17 protein-coding genes are annotated in these 19,901 nt (G+C 70.1%); 9 read left to right on the plus strand and 8 right to left on the minus strand.

The window, feature by feature from the left end:
* The first annotated feature begins 8 nt into the window (after positions 1 to 8).
* Together AB0I12_RS40450 and AB0I12_RS40455 are read left to right on the plus strand one after the other, a co-directional pair.
* On the plus strand, positions 9 to 1,046 hold the full coding sequence (locus AB0I12_RS40450) for an alpha/beta hydrolase-fold protein (protein WP_359941105.1): 1,038 nt from the start codon (positions 9 to 11) through the stop codon (positions 1,044 to 1,046).
* Between the two features lie 40 nt (positions 1,047 to 1,086).
* Positions 1,087 to 2,067 (plus strand): GNAT family N-acetyltransferase, encoded by a 981-nt coding sequence (locus AB0I12_RS40455; protein ID WP_359941108.1) that lies wholly within the window; start codon positions 1,087 to 1,089, stop codon positions 2,065 to 2,067.
* Here AB0I12_RS40455 and AB0I12_RS40460 read toward each other — a convergent pair.
* On the minus strand, positions 2,056 to 3,534 hold the full coding sequence (locus AB0I12_RS40460) for an MFS transporter (protein ID WP_359941111.1): 1,479 nt from the start codon (positions 3,532 to 3,534) through the stop codon (positions 2,056 to 2,058). The genes AB0I12_RS40455 and AB0I12_RS40460 overlap by 12 nt on opposite strands.
* A 124-nt stretch (positions 3,535 to 3,658) precedes the next feature.
* Here AB0I12_RS40460 and AB0I12_RS40465 point away from each other — a divergent pair, with 124 nt between their 5' ends.
* Positions 3,659 to 4,258: a helix-turn-helix domain-containing protein gene (locus AB0I12_RS40465; RefSeq protein ID WP_355699655.1), complete on the plus strand. Its 600-nt coding sequence runs from the start codon at positions 3,659 to 3,661 to the stop codon at positions 4,256 to 4,258.
* On the opposite strand, the gene AB0I12_RS40470 is transcribed toward AB0I12_RS40465, so the two are convergent.
* Both AB0I12_RS40470 and AB0I12_RS40475 read right to left on the minus strand, forming a co-directional pair.
* A complete protein-coding gene (locus AB0I12_RS40470; protein WP_359941114.1) occupies positions 4,218 to 4,736 on the minus strand; it encodes a dTDP-4-dehydrorhamnose 3,5-epimerase family protein in 519 nt (172 codons plus the stop codon). The two genes, AB0I12_RS40465 and AB0I12_RS40470, sit on opposite strands and share 41 nt — an antisense overlap.
* Positions 4,733 to 5,938 (minus strand): DUF2786 domain-containing protein, encoded by a 1,206-nt coding sequence (locus AB0I12_RS40475; protein ID WP_359941117.1) that lies wholly within the window; start codon positions 5,936 to 5,938, stop codon positions 4,733 to 4,735. The genes AB0I12_RS40470 and AB0I12_RS40475 overlap by 4 nt, the downstream gene beginning before the upstream one ends.
* Before the next feature lie 194 nt (positions 5,939 to 6,132).
* On the opposite strand from AB0I12_RS40475, the gene AB0I12_RS40480 reads away from it, so the two are divergent.
* Entirely contained in the window at positions 6,133 to 7,527 is a 1,395-nt protein-coding gene (locus tag AB0I12_RS40480; RefSeq protein ID WP_359941120.1) for an FAD-binding oxidoreductase, read from the plus strand.
* Between the two features lie 266 nt (positions 7,528 to 7,793).
* Entirely contained in the window at positions 7,794 to 9,572 is a 1,779-nt protein-coding gene (locus tag AB0I12_RS40485) for a DUF222 domain-containing protein (protein ID WP_359941121.1), read from the plus strand.
* Positions 9,573 to 10,077: 505 nt separating this feature from the next.
* Here AB0I12_RS40485 and AB0I12_RS40490 read toward each other — a convergent pair.
* The 4 genes from AB0I12_RS40490 to AB0I12_RS40505 are packed head-to-tail and all read right to left on the minus strand — an operon-like array spanning position 10,078 to position 12,547.
* The gene (locus tag AB0I12_RS40490) at positions 10,078 to 10,824 is read right to left on the minus strand and encodes an SDR family NAD(P)-dependent oxidoreductase (RefSeq protein ID WP_359941124.1); all 747 of its coding nucleotides are present in this window, start codon (positions 10,822 to 10,824) and stop codon (positions 10,078 to 10,080) included.
* Positions 10,817 to 12,058 carry a class I adenylate-forming enzyme family protein gene (locus AB0I12_RS40495; RefSeq protein ID WP_359941127.1) on the minus strand — a complete coding sequence of 414 codons (1,242 nt, stop codon included), beginning with the start codon at positions 12,056 to 12,058 and terminating at the stop codon, positions 10,817 to 10,819. The genes AB0I12_RS40490 and AB0I12_RS40495 overlap by 8 nt, the downstream gene beginning before the upstream one ends.
* Entirely contained in the window at positions 12,055 to 12,258 is a 204-nt protein-coding gene (locus tag AB0I12_RS40500; RefSeq protein WP_359941130.1) for an acyl carrier protein, read from the minus strand. The genes AB0I12_RS40495 and AB0I12_RS40500 overlap by 4 nt, the downstream gene beginning before the upstream one ends.
* 4 nt (positions 12,259 to 12,262) lie before the next feature.
* Entirely contained in the window at positions 12,263 to 12,547 is a 285-nt protein-coding gene (locus tag AB0I12_RS40505; RefSeq protein WP_359941133.1) for a hypothetical protein, read from the minus strand.
* Between the two features lie 115 nt (positions 12,548 to 12,662).
* Between AB0I12_RS40505 and AB0I12_RS40510 the strand changes: the two genes are divergently transcribed.
* Positions 12,663 to 15,125 carry a hypothetical protein gene (locus AB0I12_RS40510; protein ID WP_359941136.1) on the plus strand — a complete coding sequence of 821 codons (2,463 nt, stop codon included), beginning with the start codon at positions 12,663 to 12,665 and terminating at the stop codon, positions 15,123 to 15,125.
* A 5-nt stretch (positions 15,126 to 15,130) separates the two neighbouring features.
* On the opposite strand, the gene AB0I12_RS40515 is transcribed toward AB0I12_RS40510, so the two are convergent.
* Positions 15,131 to 16,705, minus strand: a complete 1,575-nt coding sequence (locus AB0I12_RS40515; RefSeq protein WP_359941139.1) for a family 10 glycosylhydrolase — start codon at positions 16,703 to 16,705, stop codon at positions 15,131 to 15,133.
* 83 nt (positions 16,706 to 16,788) lie between these two features.
* Here AB0I12_RS40515 and AB0I12_RS40520 point away from each other — a divergent pair, with 83 nt between their 5' ends.
* Genes AB0I12_RS40520 through AB0I12_RS40530 form a run of 3 tightly spaced genes read left to right on the plus strand, consistent with a single transcriptional unit; the run spans position 16,789 to position 19,828 of the window.
* Positions 16,789 to 17,295 carry a GNAT family N-acetyltransferase gene (locus AB0I12_RS40520; RefSeq protein ID WP_359941142.1) on the plus strand — a complete coding sequence of 169 codons (507 nt, stop codon included), beginning with the start codon at positions 16,789 to 16,791 and terminating at the stop codon, positions 17,293 to 17,295.
* Positions 17,292 to 18,344, plus strand: a complete 1,053-nt coding sequence (gene pseI / locus AB0I12_RS40525) for a pseudaminic acid synthase (RefSeq protein ID WP_359941145.1) — start codon at positions 17,292 to 17,294, stop codon at positions 18,342 to 18,344. The genes AB0I12_RS40520 and pseI overlap by 4 nt, the downstream gene beginning before the upstream one ends.
* Entirely contained in the window at positions 18,344 to 19,828 is a 1,485-nt protein-coding gene (locus AB0I12_RS40530; protein WP_359941148.1) for a class I SAM-dependent methyltransferase, read from the plus strand. The genes pseI and AB0I12_RS40530 overlap by 1 nt, the downstream gene beginning before the upstream one ends.
* Positions 19,829 to 19,901: the final 73 nt, after the last annotated feature.

Raw genomic sequence — 19,901 nt, forward strand, 5'->3', positions numbered from 1 at the left:
GAGGACCGATGCTGCCGTGGTCGGCCGAGTTCAAGGGACGTCTGGACCAGACGACGTACACGAGTGAGCTGCTCCGCGGGAACCCGCTGGGCGATCCGCACGAGCGTCCGGTGCTGGTCTACCTGCCGCCGGGGTACGACGACCCGCACAACGCGGGCGAGCGGTACCCGGCGATCTACGTGACGATGGGCTACACCGGCCACGTCGGCATGTGGTTCAACCGGGTCCCGTTCCGGCAGCCGTACCCGGAGCTGCTGGACGCGATGTTCTCCGACGAGAGCGTGCCGCGCGCCGTCGTCGTGTTCGTCGACTCGTGGACGAAGTACGGCGGCAGCCAGTGCCTCGATTCCCCCGGCACCGGGCAGTACCAGTCGTACCTGTGCGACGAGATCGTGCCGTGGGTCGACGCGACATACCGGACGATCCCCGACCGCGACCACCGCGCCGTCACCGGCAAGTCGAGCGGCGGCTACACCGCGATGGTGACGCCGCTGCTGCGCCCGGACGTGTTCGGGGCGCTCGCGACGCACGCCGGTGACGCGCTCTTCGACGTCTGCTACCGGCCCGAGTTCCCGGAGCGGGCGCGGACGCTGCGGGACAAGTACGACGGCAGCTACGAGAAGTACTTCGAGGTGCTGGCGACCAAGACCGGCCGGACCACCAACGAGGACCTGCACCTGCTGGAGATGTACGGCTATGCGTCGGCGTACTCCGCCGAGCCTGACGGCACGGTGCTGATGCCGTTCGACGACCTCGGGGCGATCATCCCGGACATCTGGGCGCGCTGGCTGTCCCGCGACCCGGTCGAGATGGTGAAGGAGCCGCAGTACGCCGAGGCGCTACGCTCGTTGCGCGCGGTCTGGATCGACGCCGGCCGGCAGGACGAGTACTACCTGGATCTCGGCGCCACCGCGTTCCATCGGGCCGCCCGCGAGGCCGGTCTCGCGGACGAGCGGATCCACTTCGAGTTGTTCGAGGGCACCCACGGCGGGATCGAGTACCGCTACCCGATGGCGGTGCGCTGGCTCGCCGAGCAGCTCGGCTAATTGGCGTGCCGTCGCCCGGCGGACGTCGTACCGTCGAGCCATGAACTGGCCGGAGGGGATCGCGGCGCGCCCGATCGACAAGGGTGACGTCGAGGCGTGGGCGGTGTTGCTGGCTGCCAAGGAGAAGGCCGACCAGGAGGGCGAGAACTTCTCCGCGGAGGACCTGGCCGAGCATCTGGACCGTCCGAACCGGGACATGAGCCGGGAGAGCATCGGCCTGTGGGCCGACGGCCGGATGATCGGCTACGGCATCGTGCACGTCCCGACGTCGGTGGTGGACGTCGACCGGGTGCGGACCGAAGGCACCATCGATCCCGAACTGCGCCGGCGCGGCCTGGGGACGGCGCTGATGCGCTGGCTGATCCAGCGCGCCGGCGAGCTGCACGCCGCCACCCACCCGGAGGCGCCCGGCGTGGTCGGCGCCGGCACCAGCAGCGACAACGTCAGCGCGACCAGCTTGTTCGAAGGGCTGGGCTTCGAGCCCGAGCGGTTCTTCTTCGACATGCGGCGCCCGCTCGACCAGCCGGTGCCGGCGGCGTCGGTCGCCGACGGGCTCCGGCTGACGGGATACGACCCGTCGTACGACGAGGCCCTGCGGCTGGCGCACTTCGAGGCGTTCTCCGACCACTGGGGCTGGACGCCGCCGACTCCGGAGATGTGGCGGTCACGGTCGATCGGTTCGCGGGCGTTCCGCGGCGGGCAGTCGTACCTCGTGCTGGACGGCGACACCGTCGCGGCATACGTGAACTGCTACGAGTGGGAGGCGGACACCGAGGCGACCGGCGTCCGCGAGCTGTACGTCGGCCAGGTCGGCACGCGGCGCGCGTACCGTGGCCGCGGGCTGGCGCGGGCGACCATCGCGAAGGTGCTCGCCGAGGGCGCACAGGCCGGCTACCAGCGGGCCGGTCTCGGCGTCGACGCCGACAACCCGACCGGTGCGCTCGGCCTGTACGAGAACCTCGGCTTCACCACTCACAAGAAGTTCACCGACTACGCGCTGCCCCTTCCGTCAGACGTGTGAGTCCGCGACGACCGGGGCCTCGACCGGCTCCGGCTCGCTGCGGAACCACGTCCACGGCCGGACCGTGAACACGATCATCGCCAGGCTCACGGCCGCGTAGACGAGCGCTCCGACGAACGCGGCGTGCACGCCGTGGACCAGGACCTCCCGCGGTGCGGTCGCCGTCGAGTTGCGGCTCGCCGTACCGAAGATGGTCACCAGGATGCCCAGGCCGAGCGCGCCGCCGACCTGCTGGACCACGTTCAGCATGCCGGACGCGGCGCCCGAGTCCTCCGGCGCGACACCCGAGATGGCGCGGCCGACGAGCGGGATGAAGATCATCCCGGCGCCCGCTCCGAACAGCAGCATCGGGCCGACCACGTCGTGCAGGTAGGTGCTGTGCGCGTCCAGCCGGGTCAGCCAGATCGTGCCGAGCGTGACCAGGGTGGACCCGGCCACCAGCAGCTTCGCCCCGTCGATCCGGGCGACCAGCTTCGGTACGACGCGCGACGCGGTGAACAGCAGACCGGTGAGCGGCAGGAACGCCAGACCGGCCGTCAGCGGGCTCAGCGCGAGCACGCCCTGCAGGTACTGCGTCAGGAAGAAGAACATCCCGAACATCGTCCCGACCACGAGCAGCATGGTGAGGTACGACGCCGACCGCTGAGCGGACTTGAACAACCTCAACGGCACGATCGGGTGGCTCACCCGGCGCTCGATCAGGACGAACGAGGCCAGCAGCACGACGCCGGCCGCGAACGCGACCAGGACCTCCGCCGACGACCAGCCGGCCTCGGCGACCCGGATGAACCCGTACACCAGCGAGGTGATGCCGAGCGTCGAGGTGAGCGCACCGGCCACGTCGAACCGGCCGGTCTCCGGCGCGGTCTCGGTCAGCACGCGACGGGCCGCGAAGACCAGGGCGATACCGATCGGGACGTTGATGAACAGGCCCCAGCGCCACGACACCCAGTCGGTCAGCATGCCGCCGAGCACCAGCCCGACGCTGCCGCCGCCGGAGGAGACGAGGCTGTAGTAGCCGAGCGCCTTCATCCGCTCGGGACCTTCGCGGTACGTGAGCATCAGCAGCGTCAGGGCGGCCGGCGCGGCGATGGCGCCGCCGATGCCCTGCAGGACGCGTGCGGCGAGCAGCAGCTCGGCGTTCGGGGCGAGGCCGCCGAGCAGCGAGGCGAGGGTGAAGACACTGATACCGGTGATGAACACCCGGCGGCGGCCGAGCAGGTCGCCGGCGCGGGCGCCGAGCAGCAGCAGGCCGCCGAACGCGAGCGCGTAGGCGTTCTGCACCCACGACAGGCTCGACGGGCTGAAGTGCAATGCCTGCTGGATGTGCGGCATCGCGATGTTCACCACGGTGCCGTCGAGGATGACCATCAGCTGGGTGACCAGGATGACCGCGAGCACGACCCCCGGCCGCCGCGCAGGCGTGCCGGTTCCGGCGCCGGCCGGGCCTGAGGATGTTGCCGACATATTGCTCCTTACCCCGGAGGGGCTACAGTTGTGGAAGGAAAGTGGAGTGCTCCTCCGGATACGATACGGAGGCACCCTCCGCTTTGCAAGCGATATTCTGGACGGACCCGTGAGGAGGTCGAACTTGGCGCCGCAACCCCTGCCGTGCGCACGGCCCACCCGTGCGGACGCCGCCCGGAACTACGACCGCCTGGTGACGGCCGCCCGGGAGACCTTCGGCGAGCACGGCACCGACACCTCGCTCGAGGAGATCGCTCGCCGGGCCGGAGTCGGCATCGGCACGCTCTACCGCCGGTTCCCCAGCCGGACCGCGTTGCTCGAGGCGGTCTACGTGGACGAGATCCAGTCCGTCTGCGACCGGGCGTACGACTTCGACCGCGAACTGGAGCCTTTCGACGCGCTGGCCGCGTGGCTGCGCAGCTTCGTCGGCTACGGGCTGTCCAAGAAGAGCCTGGCCACCGAGCTGATCGATGCCCTCGGCAAGGAGTCCCCGTTCTTCAAGGCCTGCAAGGTGAACGTGCAGGAGGCCGGGCAACTACTGCTGGACAAGGCGAAGGCGACCGGCGACGTCCGGCCGGAGCTGGAGCTGGCCGACGTCATGCGGCTCGTCGGCGGCATCACCCACAACGCCGACACCCCGCCGGAGCAGGCCCACCGCCTGCTCGACATCGTGCTCTGCGGGCTCAGGCCCGCTGCTCCCGCAGCGCAGCCAGCGAAGGGTTAGCCGCGTCCCGCTCGGTGTACTTGAGCTCGCGGACCGGCCACTCGATCGCCAGCTCCGGGTCGAACAGGTCCACCGCCACCCGCTCCGGCGACCAGTGCTCGTTCACCAGGAAGTTGTACGTCGTGTGCGGCGCCACCGTGCAGAACGAGTTGCCGACGCCGCGCGGCACGTAGAGCGCGTCCGACGGACCGAGCTCGAAGGTCTCGACGCGGCCGAAGGTGTCGTTGTCGCGGAGGTCGACGATCGCGGCGAACACCCGGCCGGACGACGGCGACAGGTACTTGTCCCACGGCTCCGCGTGGATCCCGCGGACGATGCCGGCGTCCTCGAAGTACGCGACGTTGTGCTGGGCGACGACCATGCCGAGCTCGGCCAGCTTCTCGCGGTGGAAGTTCTCCTTGAACCACCCGTCGTCGTGCGGCTGGACCTGCAGCCCGACACGCACCACTCCCGGGATCGACGTCGCCTCGGTCCTCACCGGCGCACCTGCCGACGGGCCTCGAGCTGCGCCTGGTCGGCGGCGGCCAGGCCCGCGTGCCACCCGGCGCCGTTGGTGATGCGGGTCCGCCGGGTCGTCGTCCTCGGGAACAGCTGGGTGAACAACGCGTCCACCTGCTCCTCCCGCTTGGCCAGCACCGGCAGCAGCCGGCCCGCGTCGGCCTCGGGCACGGCAGCCTGGGTCGCGGCGGAGGCCTGCTCGAGCCGCTCGGCGATGCGCTGCGCATAGGCCATCAGGAACGACTGCCGGAACGACCGGGTCCGCGACTCGCCGCGGTGCCCGACGTGCTTGCCGGCGGCAATCATCGCCCGGTTCGCCTGGACCAGCAGCGAGGTGCTGAGGATCTCGGTGAGCTGCAGATCGAGCTCGGCGCCGACGATCGTGACGACGGCCAGGTCCTCGATCACGACGGTCCGGCAGCGGTTCGCCGCGGCGACTGCGCCGACCAGCTGCGCCTTGGCCGAGACGTACGGCGTGTCGATCCAGAGCCGGCGCGCCGACGAGTCGTCCGGGATCTCCTCCTCCGCCGTCACCAGCACACTGTCCAGCGAGAACTTCGCCATCAGTTCCTGTGCCTTCCCGGACAGCGCTTCCGCCTCGTCCGGGAACTCGGTCGCTTCCGCCTTCGCGAGCAAAGCCCGGATCCGCGCCAGCATCTTTCCGTCCACCGGTACGGCGGGGCGCGCCGGGCGGGACGGCGCACCGGGCAGCGGGAGCAGGCGGGCCATCACCGGCAGGGTCTGCAGGAAGCCCGCAAGCGCGAGCGCGTGATGCAGGCTCAGGTAGCGGCCGACCCGCGCGGTCGCAGCCCACGCGGTCAGGCGCAGCTCGGCGAACGGCTGCGGCACACCGAGATCGGTGAGCTGGTCGAGCCAGCGCGGATCGATGGCGGCGGGAGCATACTGCTGGTGCTCGGCCGAGATCGCGGCCAGCAGCAACGGCTCGACGGCTGCCTCCAGCTGCCGCCGTCCGTGCTGGACCACATCCGCAGGCGCCCAGCCGCGCTCCCAGGCACCGCGAACCAAGGCGTTCAGGAATCCTTGCAGGCAACGATCCGCGGCCGCTTGGTCGCGCTCGTCGTACGCACCCAACCTGGCCAGCTGGGCGTCCGCGCGGTCGTCCGCGACGGCAACCGCGGCCGCCGCGATCGGCAACAGCCGGAGGATTTCCTGATCAGTCACGCGGACGAGTCTGACAGTCGCACACGGTCGACCCAAACGGCGTCCACCGAACCTGTGGACAACTCCGGCGGCAGATCAGGGCGAAGTACGATTCGGACAACGCGTTCCACCGGAATCGGACCATCAGACCGTTGCTTTGAGCCCGCGTCGGGACGATCCTGCCTACAGGGGACATCACAGGGGGAGGCTTCGTCATGACTCAACTTGCCGGCAGTGGGATCGGCGATCTGCGACAGAACTTCGAAGGATCGGTGCTCGGCCCCGACGACGGCGGGTACGACGACGCGCGCCGGCTGTGGAACGCGGACCAGGACCTGCACCCGACTGTGATCGCCCGATGCCGGAGCGCGGCGGACGTCAGCCGTGCGGTGTTGTTCGCGCGTGAGCACGGACTGGAGATCGCGGTCCGTGGCGGCGCGCACAGCATCAGTGGCATGAGCTCGGTCGACGACGGGCTGATGATCGACCTGAGCGAGTTCAACGAGGTCACGGTCGATCCGCAGGCGCGCCGAGCCACGGCCGCCGGCGGCGCGTTGCTCGGTCAACTCGACGCGGCGGCGCAGGAGCACGGTCTGGCGACGCCGGCCGGCATGGTGAGCCACACCGGTGTCGCCGGACTGACGCTCGGCGGCGGGATGGGCTGGCTGAGCCGGAAGTTCGGTCTGAGTATCGACAACCTGCTGTCGATCGAGGTCGTCACCGCGGACGGCCGCATCCTGCGCGCGTCCGACGACGAGAACCCCGACCTGTTCTGGGCGATCCGCGGCGGCGGCGGCAACTTCGGCGTCGTGACACAGTTCGAGTTCCAGTTGCACGAGGTCGCGCCGATGATCCAGTTCGGCCTGCTGTTCTGGGATCTCGACCAGGGCGCCGAGGTGCTGCGGATGGCCCGCGAGGTGATCGCGAAGCTGCCGGCCGAGGTGAACATCGTGGTGGGCGCGGTCAGCGCACCGCCGGCTCCGTTCGTGCCGGCCGAGTACCACTTCCGGCCCGGGTACGCGCTGATCGTCCCGAGCTTCGGGTCGGCCGCGGAGCACGCGGCCGTCCTGGACGAGATCCGCGCGACGGTGCCGCCGCTGTTCGAGTTCGCCAGTCCGATGCCGTACCTCGCGCTGCAGCAGATGCTCGACGAGGCGAACGGCTGGGGATTCCACGCCTACGACAAGGGCTTCTACCTCGACGACTTCACCGACGAGGCGATCGCGGTGATCACCGAACACGTGCCGCGCAAGCAGTCGCCGGGCTCGGTCGTGCTGTTCTACCGCCTCGACAACGCGTACTCGAAGGTCCCCGACGACGCCACCGCGTTCAGCGGCAGCCGGGCGCCGGGGTACGCCGGTTTCATCATCGCCGTCTGCCCGACGCCCGAACTGCTCGAGCACGACCGCGAGTGGGCCCGCTCGTTGTGGGCGGCAACAATCCCGGTGAGCCGCGGGATCGGCAGCTACGTGAACGCGATCAGCGACACCGGCGTGGACGACCGGGTGCGCGCGTCGTACGGCGCGAAGTACGACCGGCTGGCGGCGATCAAGGCGAAGTACGACCCGGAGAACGTCTTCCACCGCAACGCGAACATCAAGCCCGCCTAGAAGCCCTTAGCCTGGGAGTTCGGGCGCGTGGCCGGGTTCGTGGGCCGGTGATGTCTGTCGCCCCGCCGGACCAGTCGCTGAAGTTCTCCTCCTCTCTCGGCTGGTGCCGCGATCGCGCTGCGGACCGAGGGGTGCAGTCGTCCGCAGCCGAGGACGCCCAGTCCTGAAGATGCCAGGGTGTTTGCTGGTGTGGGCCCCCGAATTGCCCACAAAATAAGGGGATTCCGGCTCGGAAACTGTCGGTGCCACCGTCTAGAGTCAATGCCATGGAACTTCTAGGCGAACGGCCGGCGTGGTCGATGGATGGCAGCGAACTGCTGTCCACCCTCGACACGCTCGAAGCCGAGCTCGCCCGCCTGGAGGCCTACCGGCTGAGCGTCGTCGCCGCCATCGAGTCCACCGGGTACGCCCAGGAGCTCGGCGCCCGCGACACCGCCGAACTCCTGCGGTTCCGCTACCGCCTGGACCCACCGGCCGCCCGCCGCACCCTCCGCCTCGCCCAGACCGCCCCGCACTACCCGGCCGTATCCACCGCCCTCGACCGCACCGCCTCCTCCGCAACCACCGACGCACCCGACGACAACCGATCCGACGACAGCGGATCGGGCGACGGCGTACCCGACGACAGCGGACCCGGGGACGGTGGATCCGGGGCCGGTGCTGGTGGTGGCTGGTTGCTGCGTCCGGCGCAGGCGGCCGCGATCGTGTCCCCGCTCGAGCGGGTCCGGGCCCGGGTCCCGGTGGAACACTTGGACGCGGCCGCGGAACAGCTGGTCGGGCTGGCCGGCCACCTGTCGCCGGGCGAACTGCGCACCGCCGCCAAGGAGATCGCCGACCTGCTGGACTCCGACGGCCCCGAACCCGAGGAACTGAAGGCGTACGAACGCGAGTCCCTGACGCTGTCGGCTGCCGACAACGGCGTGAAGTTCAAGGGCTTCCTGGCCAACGAGAACGCCGAACTCCTGCGCGCCGTCGTGCACGCCGGCGCCCGCCCACACAAGACCGTCGACGGCGAACACGACCCGCGCCCCCGCGACAAACGCCAGGCCGACGCGCTATCCGGCGCCCTGAGCATCGCCGCCTCCGCATGGGACACCGCCGCACGCACCGCTCCCACCGGATCTACGGCGGCGCCCATGGCCGCCGCGGGCAGCGCGGGCAGCGCGGGCAGCGCGGGGAGCGTGGGAAGTGCGGGCAGTGCGGGCAGTGCTGGGAGCGCGGCCGGTGCGGCCGGTGCGGGCAGTGCGGGCAGTGCGGGCAGTGCGGGCAGTGCGGGCAACGCTGGCAATGCTGGCAGTGCTGGCAACGCGGGGAGTGCTGGGAGCGTGGGGAAGGATCGTCGGGTGGCCGGGTACGGCGCGAAGGCGAACATCACCGTCACGATCGACCTCGAAGACCTGAAGGCCGCGACCGCGGACGCGATCGGCCACACCGTCTACAGCGGCGGCCTGTCCGCGGCCACGATCCGGCGGCTGGCCTGCGACGCGAACATCATCCCGCTGGTGCTCGGCTCGAACTCCGAACCGCTCGACGTCGGGCGCCGCGTGCGGCTGGTCACCGGGGCGATGCGCCGCGCCCTGGACGCCCGCGACCGCGGCTGCGTGGTCTGCGGAGCCCCGCCGATCATGTGCGACGCCCACCACCTGATCTCCTGGATCGACGGCGGCGACACCAAGGTCGACAACCTGGCCCTGCTGTGCCGCCGCCACCACGTCGACCTGCACAGGGGCCGCTGGCACATCACCATCACCAACGGCATCGTCCACGTCGCCCGCCCCAGCTGGGCCGAACCCGCACCCACCCCCGCCACAGCCCGACGCACCGCGCCTCCGCGCGCCCGGCCACCAGACAGCGCGACAAGCTCACCGCAGTCTGAGCCCACCGAGCCCACCGAGTTCGCCGAGTTCGCCGAGTTCGCCGAGTTCGCCGAGGCCGGCCTGCGGGTGTCCGAGGGCGTCGCGGTGGAGACCGTCGCCGACCGCTCCCGATGGCGGGCCGACGAGGCTGCCCTCCAGCAAGCGGCCGACTTCGCAGCCACCGGCTGAGACCAGAGAACACAACAGCCTCCTACCCGCAGGCCTGCGGGCAGGAGGCTGTTGTGCTGCGGTAGGCCGGGAGCGGACGAATGATTCCAGCCGCGTCCGACGACTGGCCCATGCTTTGTATATCTTTCGCGCGGTTGCCCGGCGCGGCTCTAATCCGAGTGCGGGGGTCGAGTGGATCGACCTAACTGGGTCAAGAGTTGACGTGTGGACCTCCAACTCTTCTGCCCGGCATGATCGAGCGGTGATCCGCGACACGGTCGGCCGGCTGACGCCGTACATGTCCACGCGTCCCGTCTGACCGACGTTCTGCCGCAGGTACATCAGCACCAGCGCTGACGTCGCGCAGAACAAACCGACGGCTGACCGCCGAAGCCGGCCACCATCCTGAATCGCATTCTTTCTTGAATCTCTTTCCTGCAAGGCCTACTCGAGACTTCTGAATAGACCGCTGTCTTTATCTCTTTCCTTGGTTTTCCAACGAGGATTTCTGAGCGACCTGCGAGCCCTAGATCGAGGCGGCGCCGTCTACGACCAGGACCTGGCCGTTGATGTTTGTGTTGTCCAGTAGGAGCATGCGGACCAGCGGGAGGACGTCTTCCGGCTCGGTCAGGTGGCCGGTCGGGGTTCGGCGGACGATCTGGTCGAGTTGGGTCTGGCCGAGGACGGCCGACATCTCCGAGGCGAAGAACCCCGGGGCGATCGCGTTGGCGAGGATGCGGCCACCGAGTTCGCGGGCCAGTGACCGGGTGGCCGCGTCCATTCCGCCCTTGGTGGCCGAGTAGGCGACCAGGCCGGGGTAGCCGCGTTGCGCGCAGATCGAGGTGATGTTGACGATCCGGCCCTTCAGGCCCTTGGCGAGCATCCGGCGCAGGACGAAGCGGGTCAGGACCAGCGGTGCGGTCAGGTTCGTCTGGATGATCTCGGCCAGGTGCTCCGCGGACGTGTGGACGTGCAACGAGTCCTGGCCGATCGCCGCATTGTTGACCAAGGCATCGATCGGCCCCAGGGCATTCTCGACCTCGCGAACGAACGCCTGCCCGGCCGCGGTGTCGTTGATGTCGACGGATCCGTAGTAGAGGTGCTCGGGGTACTTCTCGCCGAGCGCGGTCAGCTCGGGCGTGACCGTCCGGGCGAACGCGGCGACCTTCAGACCGGCCGCGAGCAGATCGGTGACGATCGCCAGGCCGAGGCCGCGGGAACCGCCCGACACGAGCACGACCGAGGCCGGCGGGACTGTGGTGACGTCAGACATCGCTCTTCAGGGTTTCCTTCTGCGGGATCTCGTCGAGGAACCTGATCCGCCGCGGCACGCCGTAGTCCGGCAACCGGGTCGAACACCACTGCACCAGGTCGGCGTCGGTGATCGGGCCGAGGGACCGGTTCGGGACGACCTCGGCCGCGACCATCCGGCCGACCAGCGGGGCCTTGCGCGCGAACACCCGCGCCCAGGACACGCCCGGATGGCCCATCAGGACGTTGCGGACGACGCCCGCCGACACCTTCGACCCGCCGACGTTGATCTCGTCGGTGTCCAGGCGGCCGGTGATCAGCACCCGGTCGCCGTCGAACTCGACCCGGTCGCCGGTGCGGACCGCCCCGACCAGGCCGGCGCCGTGGTGCGGTGAGCGGATGACGAGCTCGTCTCCGTCGACGCTGACCACCGGGCGCTCCGGGTGCGGGTCGCGGTCCAGCCAGGACCTGGGGAATCCGGCCTTGCCGTCGTGCACCACGATCGAGGCGCCGACCTCCGAGGACGCGTAGATCCAGGAGATCCGGGTGGCCGGGAAGAGCTCCCGGAGCTGATCGAGGATCGCCTGGTCGACCGGTTCGCCGCCGAGCGTGATCTGCTCCAGCGGTACGCCGGCGAGCGCGTCGGCGTCCCGGTAGATCGCCTGCCGCCAGAAGGTCGGCGTACCCGAGGCGGCCGTGACGCCGTGTTCGGCGGCGATCGCCGGCCAGTTCTCCAGCTCGTGCGGCTCGATCACGACCAGTCCCTGGTCGGCTTGGGTCAGCGAGAGCGTGACGACCTGCCACCAGGCGTACGTCCCGGGCGAGTACGGGAGGAGCCAGGTCCGCGGCGGCTGGTCGGCGGTGACCGTGGTCAGCGATTCGAGTGTGTGGCCGATGCGCTTCGGACGGCCGGTGGAGCCTGAGGTGAGCAGCCAGGCCCGCCCGGACTCCTCGACGCGCTTCAGTCTGGCGGGTGTGACTGCCCCATCGGGCAGGACGACCGCGAACCCGGACTCGCCGAGCTCCTCGCGCATGCGCTCGTCGACGCGCGACTCGGTGGCGACCAGCAGCTCGGTGCCGTGCACGGCGTGGTGCCGCAGGGCGGCGAGCGCGTCGGCGCCGTTGTCCACCAGAACGGCCGCGGGCGACGGCAGCTGCGGCAGTTTGTGCAGCGTGCGCCAGGTCAGGCGCTTGCCCGCGACGACCACGGTGTTGTCGTCGCCGATCAGCGCGGTGGTGCGGCGCCGGCTGCTCACGCCGATTGGAGTTGCTCGATGAAATCCAGTACGTCGCCGACCGTCGCGATCCGGCGCAGCCCAGGGGCATCGAAGTTCAGCTCGTCGCCGAGCTCGTCCTCCACCCGGAGGGCCAGCTCGGAGAAGTCCAGCGACCGGAACCCGATCTCGCGCAGGTCCGCCGTGTCGTCGGCCGGTAATGCCCGGCCTTGTGCCGTCATCACCTCACCCATCAACTCCCTGACCCGACTCCGATCCACCGAACTCATAGTCCCGAAGCCTAACGCCGGACGTCCCGCACTCACCAACCGTCCGGGCGCCGGACCCGTCGCGCTCGGCCGAGCCCTGCGCCGGCGCTCCTCCCGCGGTTGATGAGTGCCGGCGGTCCAGCAATCGCTTGAACCGGCTCCTGATCTCCAGCGCGACCAACGTGATCACCGGGGCCGCCGCGGCGAACGCCGCCAGCAGAACCTCCTCGACCGGCAGTCCGGCGATGTGCTGAGCGACCATCGGACCCTCCCGAACGCTCCGAGACTGGGAGATTACCGAGTGTAAACGGGAAGCCGTCGCCGGTAAACGGCTCACCGGCCGCGAGCGCGACATGGCGGACTCATACACTTTGCCGATGATCAGAGCGGGCCGGCGGCGTGCAACCGGACGGGGCATACGGACCGCGGCGGCGGCGAGTCTGCCTGTGCTCCCACTGGCATGGTTCGTCGCGCTGCAGGAGCACCCGCCGTGGATGCCGGCCGCCTACCTCGCCTATCTGCTGGTCGTGGTCGTCGTCCCGGGCACGATGTTCTGGCGGAGGCTGACCGGCGGCGTCGGCTGGCTGTCCGCGGACGTGATCCTCGGTACGGCGTTCGGGCTGGCCGTCGAGGCGCTGCTCTATCCGATCGGGATGCTGTTCGCGATGCCGTTCGCGGCGTTGCTGATGCCGGCGCTGGCGTTCGGTATGTGGCGCGCGCTGCCGCGTCGCACGCTGCCCGAACGGCCGACGCCCTGGTGGTCGATGGCCGGGATGATGGTCGCGGTCGGCGTCGCGGCCGCGTGGTTCGTGCGGGCCGGCTCGCAGCTCATCCCGCTGAACGGCGCACAGGCGCTGCGGCCGGACTCGGACGCTCCGCACAACCTCGCGCTCGCCGGTGAGGTCACGCACCACTTCCCGCCGCGGGTCCCGTACGCCGACGGCGGGTGGCTGACGAGCCACTGGGCGGCGTACGACCACATCGCGTCCGTGCACTGGATCACCAGCGTGCCGCTCGACGTGCTGACGCACCGGATGGTGCCGTTCGCCTGGATCCTGCTGACCGTGCTGGGCGCGGCCGCGGTCGGGATGCTGCTGACCGGGCGAGCGGTCGCCGCTCCGATCGCGGCCGGGCTCGTGGTGGCCGGCGGCGATCTGGTCGCGTGGCCGTGGACGGTGTCGGACCGGGTGTTCGCGGACGGGCCGTTCTCGCTGGGCGAGCTGACCAATCCGCCGCAGGCGTTCTCGACGGTGCTGTTGCTGCCGTTGATCGCGGTGACGACGCTGCTGCTCCGTCGACGGCCGGGGACGACGCGCGGTCAGTTGTTCCGGCTGTTCGTCACGGCCGGCGTCCTGATCGCCGCGCTGGCGTTGACGAAGGCGACGACGCTGCCTGTGTACGCAGCCGGGCTCGCGGTCGCCTGGATCTACCTGACGGTGCGGGCCGGGCGGCTGAACCTGCGCGCGCTGGTGCTCGGGGTCGGCGTCGCGGCGGCGTACACGGCGACGTTCTTCCTCGTCCTGCAGGGTGCCGCGTCGAGCGTGCGGTTCGATCCAGGGGCGACCTTCGAGAGCCTCGCGGACCGGATGGGCGGCGGCTCCGCGGTCCCGATCATCGCGGTGGTGATCGTGATCGGGTGGGTCATGCCGCTGGCCGGCGCGCTGCTGATCAGGCGGCGGGTGACCCGGGACCCGATGCCGGTCTTCCTGGTGGCCGGATTCGCGGCGGCGGTGCTGGGCGCGTCGTTGCTGGCAGATCGTGGGGAGACCCAACTGTTCTTCGTGCGGACCGGCTTCGTGTTCGGCGTCCTGCTGGCGACCTGGGGACTGGGATCGCTCGAGGGCCGGCAGTTCTGGATCGCAGGGGTCGCGCTGCTGATCGGGGCCGCGGCGATCTACTGGGGCCGCGAGCGGTCGCCGAGGTCGTGCACGACGGCCGACTGCTTCGGGCAGAGCCTCGCCGTCGCGCTGGTGATCGCGGTGCTCGGGATCGGCGTGTTCGGGCTGATCCTGCGCGGCTCCCGGCGGACCTGGGCGGTGATCGCGGTCGCGGTCCTCGTCGGGACGACGGTGTCGCCGACGGTCGCGTCCGTCCGGCGGTTCGCGGAACCACCGCTGACGTCGTACGAGTCGATCGCCCCCGGCGGGATCGAGGCGGCGCAGTTCATCCGGCGGAACTCCGGCTCCGACGACCGGATCGCGACGAACCTGCACTGCCACCAGCCGCGGGCCTCGCACTGCGGGACAGGGTCGTACTGGATCGCCGGGTACGCCGAGCGCCGCGTGCTCGTCGAAGGCTGGGCGTACCGGACGCGGGTCGACGACACCTACCCCGCGGGCGCGCAGGGACCGTACTGGGACCAGGAACAACTGCGGCTGAACGACGAGGTGTTCAGCAACCCGAGCCGCCAGGTGATCGAGACGCTGCGGACGAAGTACGGCGTGCACTGGCTGCTGCTCGACGAGCGGGTCGGCGCGGCGCCGAAGAACCTGGACAAGCTGACCGAGCTCCGGTTCCAACAGGGCACCGTCCGGGTCTACCAGGTCTTCCCGCCGCCGTCCGAGACCCCGTTCCCCACAAAGCCCCCGTCGCCGACGACGAGCCCGACGAACACCTCGAGCTTGCCGACCAGTACGCCGAGCTTCCCGACCGGCTCGCAGTCTCCAGGGGTGCCGACCGGGCCTCCGTCAGTCGGTCAGACGCAGCCGACGCAGCCGTTCCCGACCGGCCCGCTGCCGACCACCGGCAGCTTTCCGACCACTCCGGTCGCGACGCAGGTCACGACCACCGCGGTCCCGGCGCAGTTCACGACCACGCCGGGACCGACGACCAGCCCGTAGCCGGCTCAGCGGACGGTGACGGCCGGGATCGCGATGCTCTGGTTGGCGAGCCGGTCGAGCGCGGTCACCGAGTAGATGTACGCGGTGCCCGGCGTCGCGGTGGTGTCGACGTACGACTGGGCGGCGCCCGTGGAGCGGACCGTGGCGATCAGGTTGCGCGCGTCGTTGTCGGGGCAGTGGTCGCCGCCGCGGAGCTCCCGGCGGTAGATCGCGTACGACGTGGTGTCGTTCGACGTCCTGGACCACTGCAGCTGGACACCGTCACCCGTGCGCGCCGCGTGGACCGCGTGCACCGGCAGCGGCGCCCGGGCGTCGAGGGCCGGCATCGCGGGGATCAGCGCCGGCCGCGTGTACCAGGTGTTGTTGAGCAGCGTGGTCGCACCGAGCCGGTCCGCGCGGACGTCCTTCGCGGAGAAGAAGATGTTGCCCTTCACCTCGGGGATCGTGCTGTCGAAGGCCAGGTGGTCGCTCAGCTCCTTCGGGTCCGACCAGTCCGGCGACTGCGTCGACGTACCGACCTTGTAGGTCGCCTCGCCGATGTAGAGGTGGACGTGCGTCCCGCGGACCTGCTCGGCCCACCACGGCACGATCTTGTTGTAGTCCGCGGGCGCGAACCCGCCGGCCCAGTACACCTGCGGGACGATGTAGTCGATCCACTCCTCGCGGACCCACTTGCGGGTGTCCGCGGCCAGGTCGTCGTACGTCTGCACGCCGGCCGTGGTGTCGGTGCCCTCCGGGTCGGTGGCCTTGTTCCGCCAGACCGCGAACGGCGAGATGCCGAACTTGATCCACGGCTTGGCCGCGTGCATCTTCTGTCCGAGCTCCTGGATCAGCAGGTCGATGTTGTTCCGCCGCCAGTCGGCGATGTTCGAGAAGCCGGCGCCGTACTGCGCGTACGTCGCGGCGTCGTTGAAGACCTGGCCGGCCACCGGGTACGGGTAGAAGTAGTCGTCGAAGTGCACGCCGTCGATGTCGTAGTTCGAGACCGCGTCCATGATCGCGTCCTCGACCAGCTTCCGGGCCGCGGGGATGCCGGGGTTGTAGTAGAGCTTCCCGCCGTACGAGACCACCCAGTCCGGGTGCTGCCGCGCCGGGTGGGTCGGCAGCAGGCCGTTGATGTTGGTGTCCATCGACAGGCGGTACGGGTTGAACCACGCGTGCAGCTCGAGGTTCCGCTTGTGGGCCTCGGCGACCGCGAAGGCCAGCGGGTCGTAGCCGGGGTCGCCGCCCTGCACGCCGGTCAGATACTTCGACCAGGGCTCCACCTTGGACGGCCAGAACGCGTCCGCGGTCGGCCGGACCTGCAGGATGACCGCGTTGTGGTTCTGCCGGACCGCGTCGTCGAGCCAGCCGATCAGCTCGGCCTGCTGCTGCGCGGCGGTCAGCCCGGTCTTCGACGGCCAGTCGATGTTCACCACCGACGCGACCCAGCTCGCCCGGAACTGCCGGAGCGGGGTGGACGCGTTCGGCGCACACGTCTGCTGCCCGTCCGCCTCCACGGCGGACGCCGTACCCGTCAGACCGCTCAGCATCAGTCCCGCCGTCACGCCGAGAACGCCCATCACTCGCCAGACTCTCATGTCACTCTCCGACTATTCTTTCCGGTGAAGTGGAAAGATGTTTACACATCAGCGGCCTTCCGGGAAGACGCTAGGTTAGGACCATGCTGCGCGCCGCGACCGAGGACGATGTCGACACGATCCGGCGACTGCGCAATCAGCAGGCGAACCGCGACGTCAGCATCACCGCACACGAGATCACCGCGGACGAGCACGCGGCCTGGTGGGCGAAGGCGTCCGCGGACAGGTCGCGGCGGGTGCTGATCTACACCCGGGACGGCGCGACCGCCGGGGTCGTGAACTTCTTCGATCTCGACGGCCCGTCCGGCGCCTGGGGGTTCTTCCTGGACGCGGACGGTCTCGCCGAGCGGGGCGAGACACTGCCGGCCTGGATCGAGGTCATGCGCGAGGCCACGGCGTACGCGTTCGACGACCTCGGTCTCGAGGTGCTGACCGGAGAGGTGCTCGAGCACAACACGGTGGTCCGGCAGATGAACCGGCGGTTCCGGTTCGTCGAAGGTACGCCGCAGACGCGGTACGCCGACGGGCGCGAGATCAGGGTGATTCCGATCAGCCTGCGTGAACAGGATCGACGCAAGGGGAAGTCATGAGCACCACCATCGAGATCGGCGGCGTCGCGGTCGGGCCCGATCACCAGCCGTTCGTGATCGCGGAGATGTCCGGGAACCACAACGGCGATCTGGAGCGGGCGCTGGACATCGTCCGCGCGGTCGCCGACTCCGGTGCACAGGCGCTCAAGCTGCAGACGTACACCGCGGACACGATGACGCTCGACCTCGACCTACCGGCGTTCCGGCTGCCGGCGGAGCACGAACTGTGGAGCGAGGCGCGGCTGTACGACCTGTACGCGGAGGCGCACACGCCGTGGGCGTGGCACGAGCCGATCTTCGAGCTGGCGAAGTCGCTCGGGCTGGTCGCGTTCTCGTCCGCGTTCGACAGCACCGCGATCGACTTCCTGGAGAAGCTCGACGTCCCGGCGTACAAGGTCGCCTCGAACGAGATCGGCGACCTGCCGCTGGTCCGCGGGATGGCCGAGACCGGCAAGCCGATCATCATCTCCACCGGCTCCGCGACGCTCACCGACATCGACGCCGCCGTCCGGGCCGCGCGGTCGACGGGGAACGAGCAGATCATCGTGCTGTCCTGTACGGCGAGCTACCCGGCGCCGCCCGAGCAGTCGAACCTGCGCGGTATCCCGGTCCTGCGCGACGCACTCGGCGTCCAGGTCGGGCTGTCCGACCACACGATGGGGATCGGCGCCGCGGTGGCCGCAGTCGCGCTCGGCGCGACCGTGATCGAGAAGCACGTGACGCTCAAGCGCGTCGACGGCGGTGTGGACTCCGCGTTCTCGCTGGAGCCGTGGGAGCTCGAGCTGCTCGTCGAGAGCACCCGGGTCGCGCAACTCTCGCTCGGTGAGCCCGTCATCGGCCCGAAGCAGGCCGAGCAGAACGTCCTCCGCTTCCGACGCTCGCTCTTCGTCACCCAGGACGTCCGGGCCGGCGACCTGATCACGTTCGAGAACGTCCGCTCGATCCGGCCCGCCGGCGGACTGGCGCCCGACCTCTTCACCCAGGTCGAGGGCCGCCCGTTCCGCACCGACGCCAAGGCCGGCACTCCGCTCACCTGGGACCTGCTCTGATGTACCTGCTGTTCCCCGGGCGGCACCATGTCCTGACACGTTTCCAGGCCGAGTTCCTCCGAGGGCACGCGGACCGGACCGTGGTCTGGGCGGTGACGTCGGCGAATCACCGCACGACCAAGCGGAACCCGGTGGCGTTCGATCGGCGGGAGGCAGCGATCGAGCGGTTCAGCGTGGCGGAGGGGATCCGCTCGCTGGTGGTCGGGGTGGTGGACACCCCGCCGACGGACGAGTTCGCCGAGGTCACGGTGAAGGCGATCGAGGCCGGCACCGACGATCTCGTGCGGCTGACGCCGGAGAACACGCTGGTGGCCTGTTCGACGCCCGCGGTCAGCAAGCTGTACGAGCAGCTCGGGTACGCCGTGATCGACGTCGAGCCCGACGGTACGGCGCGGCCGTGGGACGTGCTGATGATGATCGCCGCGGGCGACGAGCAGTGGAAGGAGTTCGCGCATCCGGCGACCGTGGACGTGTTCGAGCGGTACGCCCTGGACGCGCACATCGCCCGCTGCGTGAACGACCCGGTGGTCGGCGACGACGGCGGTCTCACCACGACCCGCGACTACAAGACGTACGCCGACGCGTTCGAGACCGCGGCCGAGCGGAAATGGCTGCAGATCAAGGACTTCGTGCGTCCCGGGCGGATCCTCGACATCGGCTGCGCGACCGGCGCGACGCTGCAGCTCGCCGACCGCGACCCGCGCTTCCACGAGTCGGACCTGATCGGCGTCGAGGTCGCGCGGCATCTGTTCGCCGAGTGCGAGCACAAGAAGGAGCAGGGCCTCTTCAGCAACCCGAACGTCTACTTCTACCAGCGCAACATGCTCGGCTCCGCTGTCTTCCCGCCGCGCTCGATCGACACCACGCTGACGCTCGCGCTCACCCACGAGATCTGGTCGTACGCCGATGGGTCGCGGCCCGGCACGGTCCAGCGGTTCGCCGACGCGCTGTTCGCGCACACCGCCCCGGACGGCGTCTGGATCAACTCCGACGTCTGCGGACCCGACGAGCCCGAGCGTCCCGTCGTCCTGCGGCTGGACGACAGCGACGGCGAGAACCCGGACGGCGTCGCGGAGCTCGAGGCACTCGCCGACCCCGCGGCGTACGTCGGGAGGCTGTCGACGCGGGCGAGGTTCTTCCAGTTCGCCCACGACTTCCGGCGGAACGCGCGCGTCCCGTTCGCGTACGAGGTCCGCGCCGACGGGCTGGTGCTGCGGCTCGCGGACGCGATGGACTTCCTCAGCCGGAAGGACTACGTCGACAACTGGCTGAGCGAAACCCACGAACAGTTCTGCGGCCTGACCTTCGCCGGCTGGTCCGCGATCGCCGAACGCGCCGGCTTCACCATCGACCCCGCCTCGAACGCCTGGCGCAACGACTGGGTGATCGAGAACCGCATCGCCCCCGTCGCCACCATCACCACCCCGGACGGAGACCCCATCACCTGGCCCGTCACCCACCAATTACTCATCGCCCGCCGCTGACCCCACACCACCCCCGGCCCGCCGCCGCCTCCGCATTTGCCTGGTGGACCAGGCAAATGCCGGGTCCCGCACC

Origin of the sequence: Kribbella sp. NPDC050459 (assembly GCF_040655315.1) — a bacterium.
In the GTDB taxonomy this organism is placed as follows: Bacteria; Actinomycetota; Actinomycetes; order Propionibacteriales; family Kribbellaceae; genus Kribbella.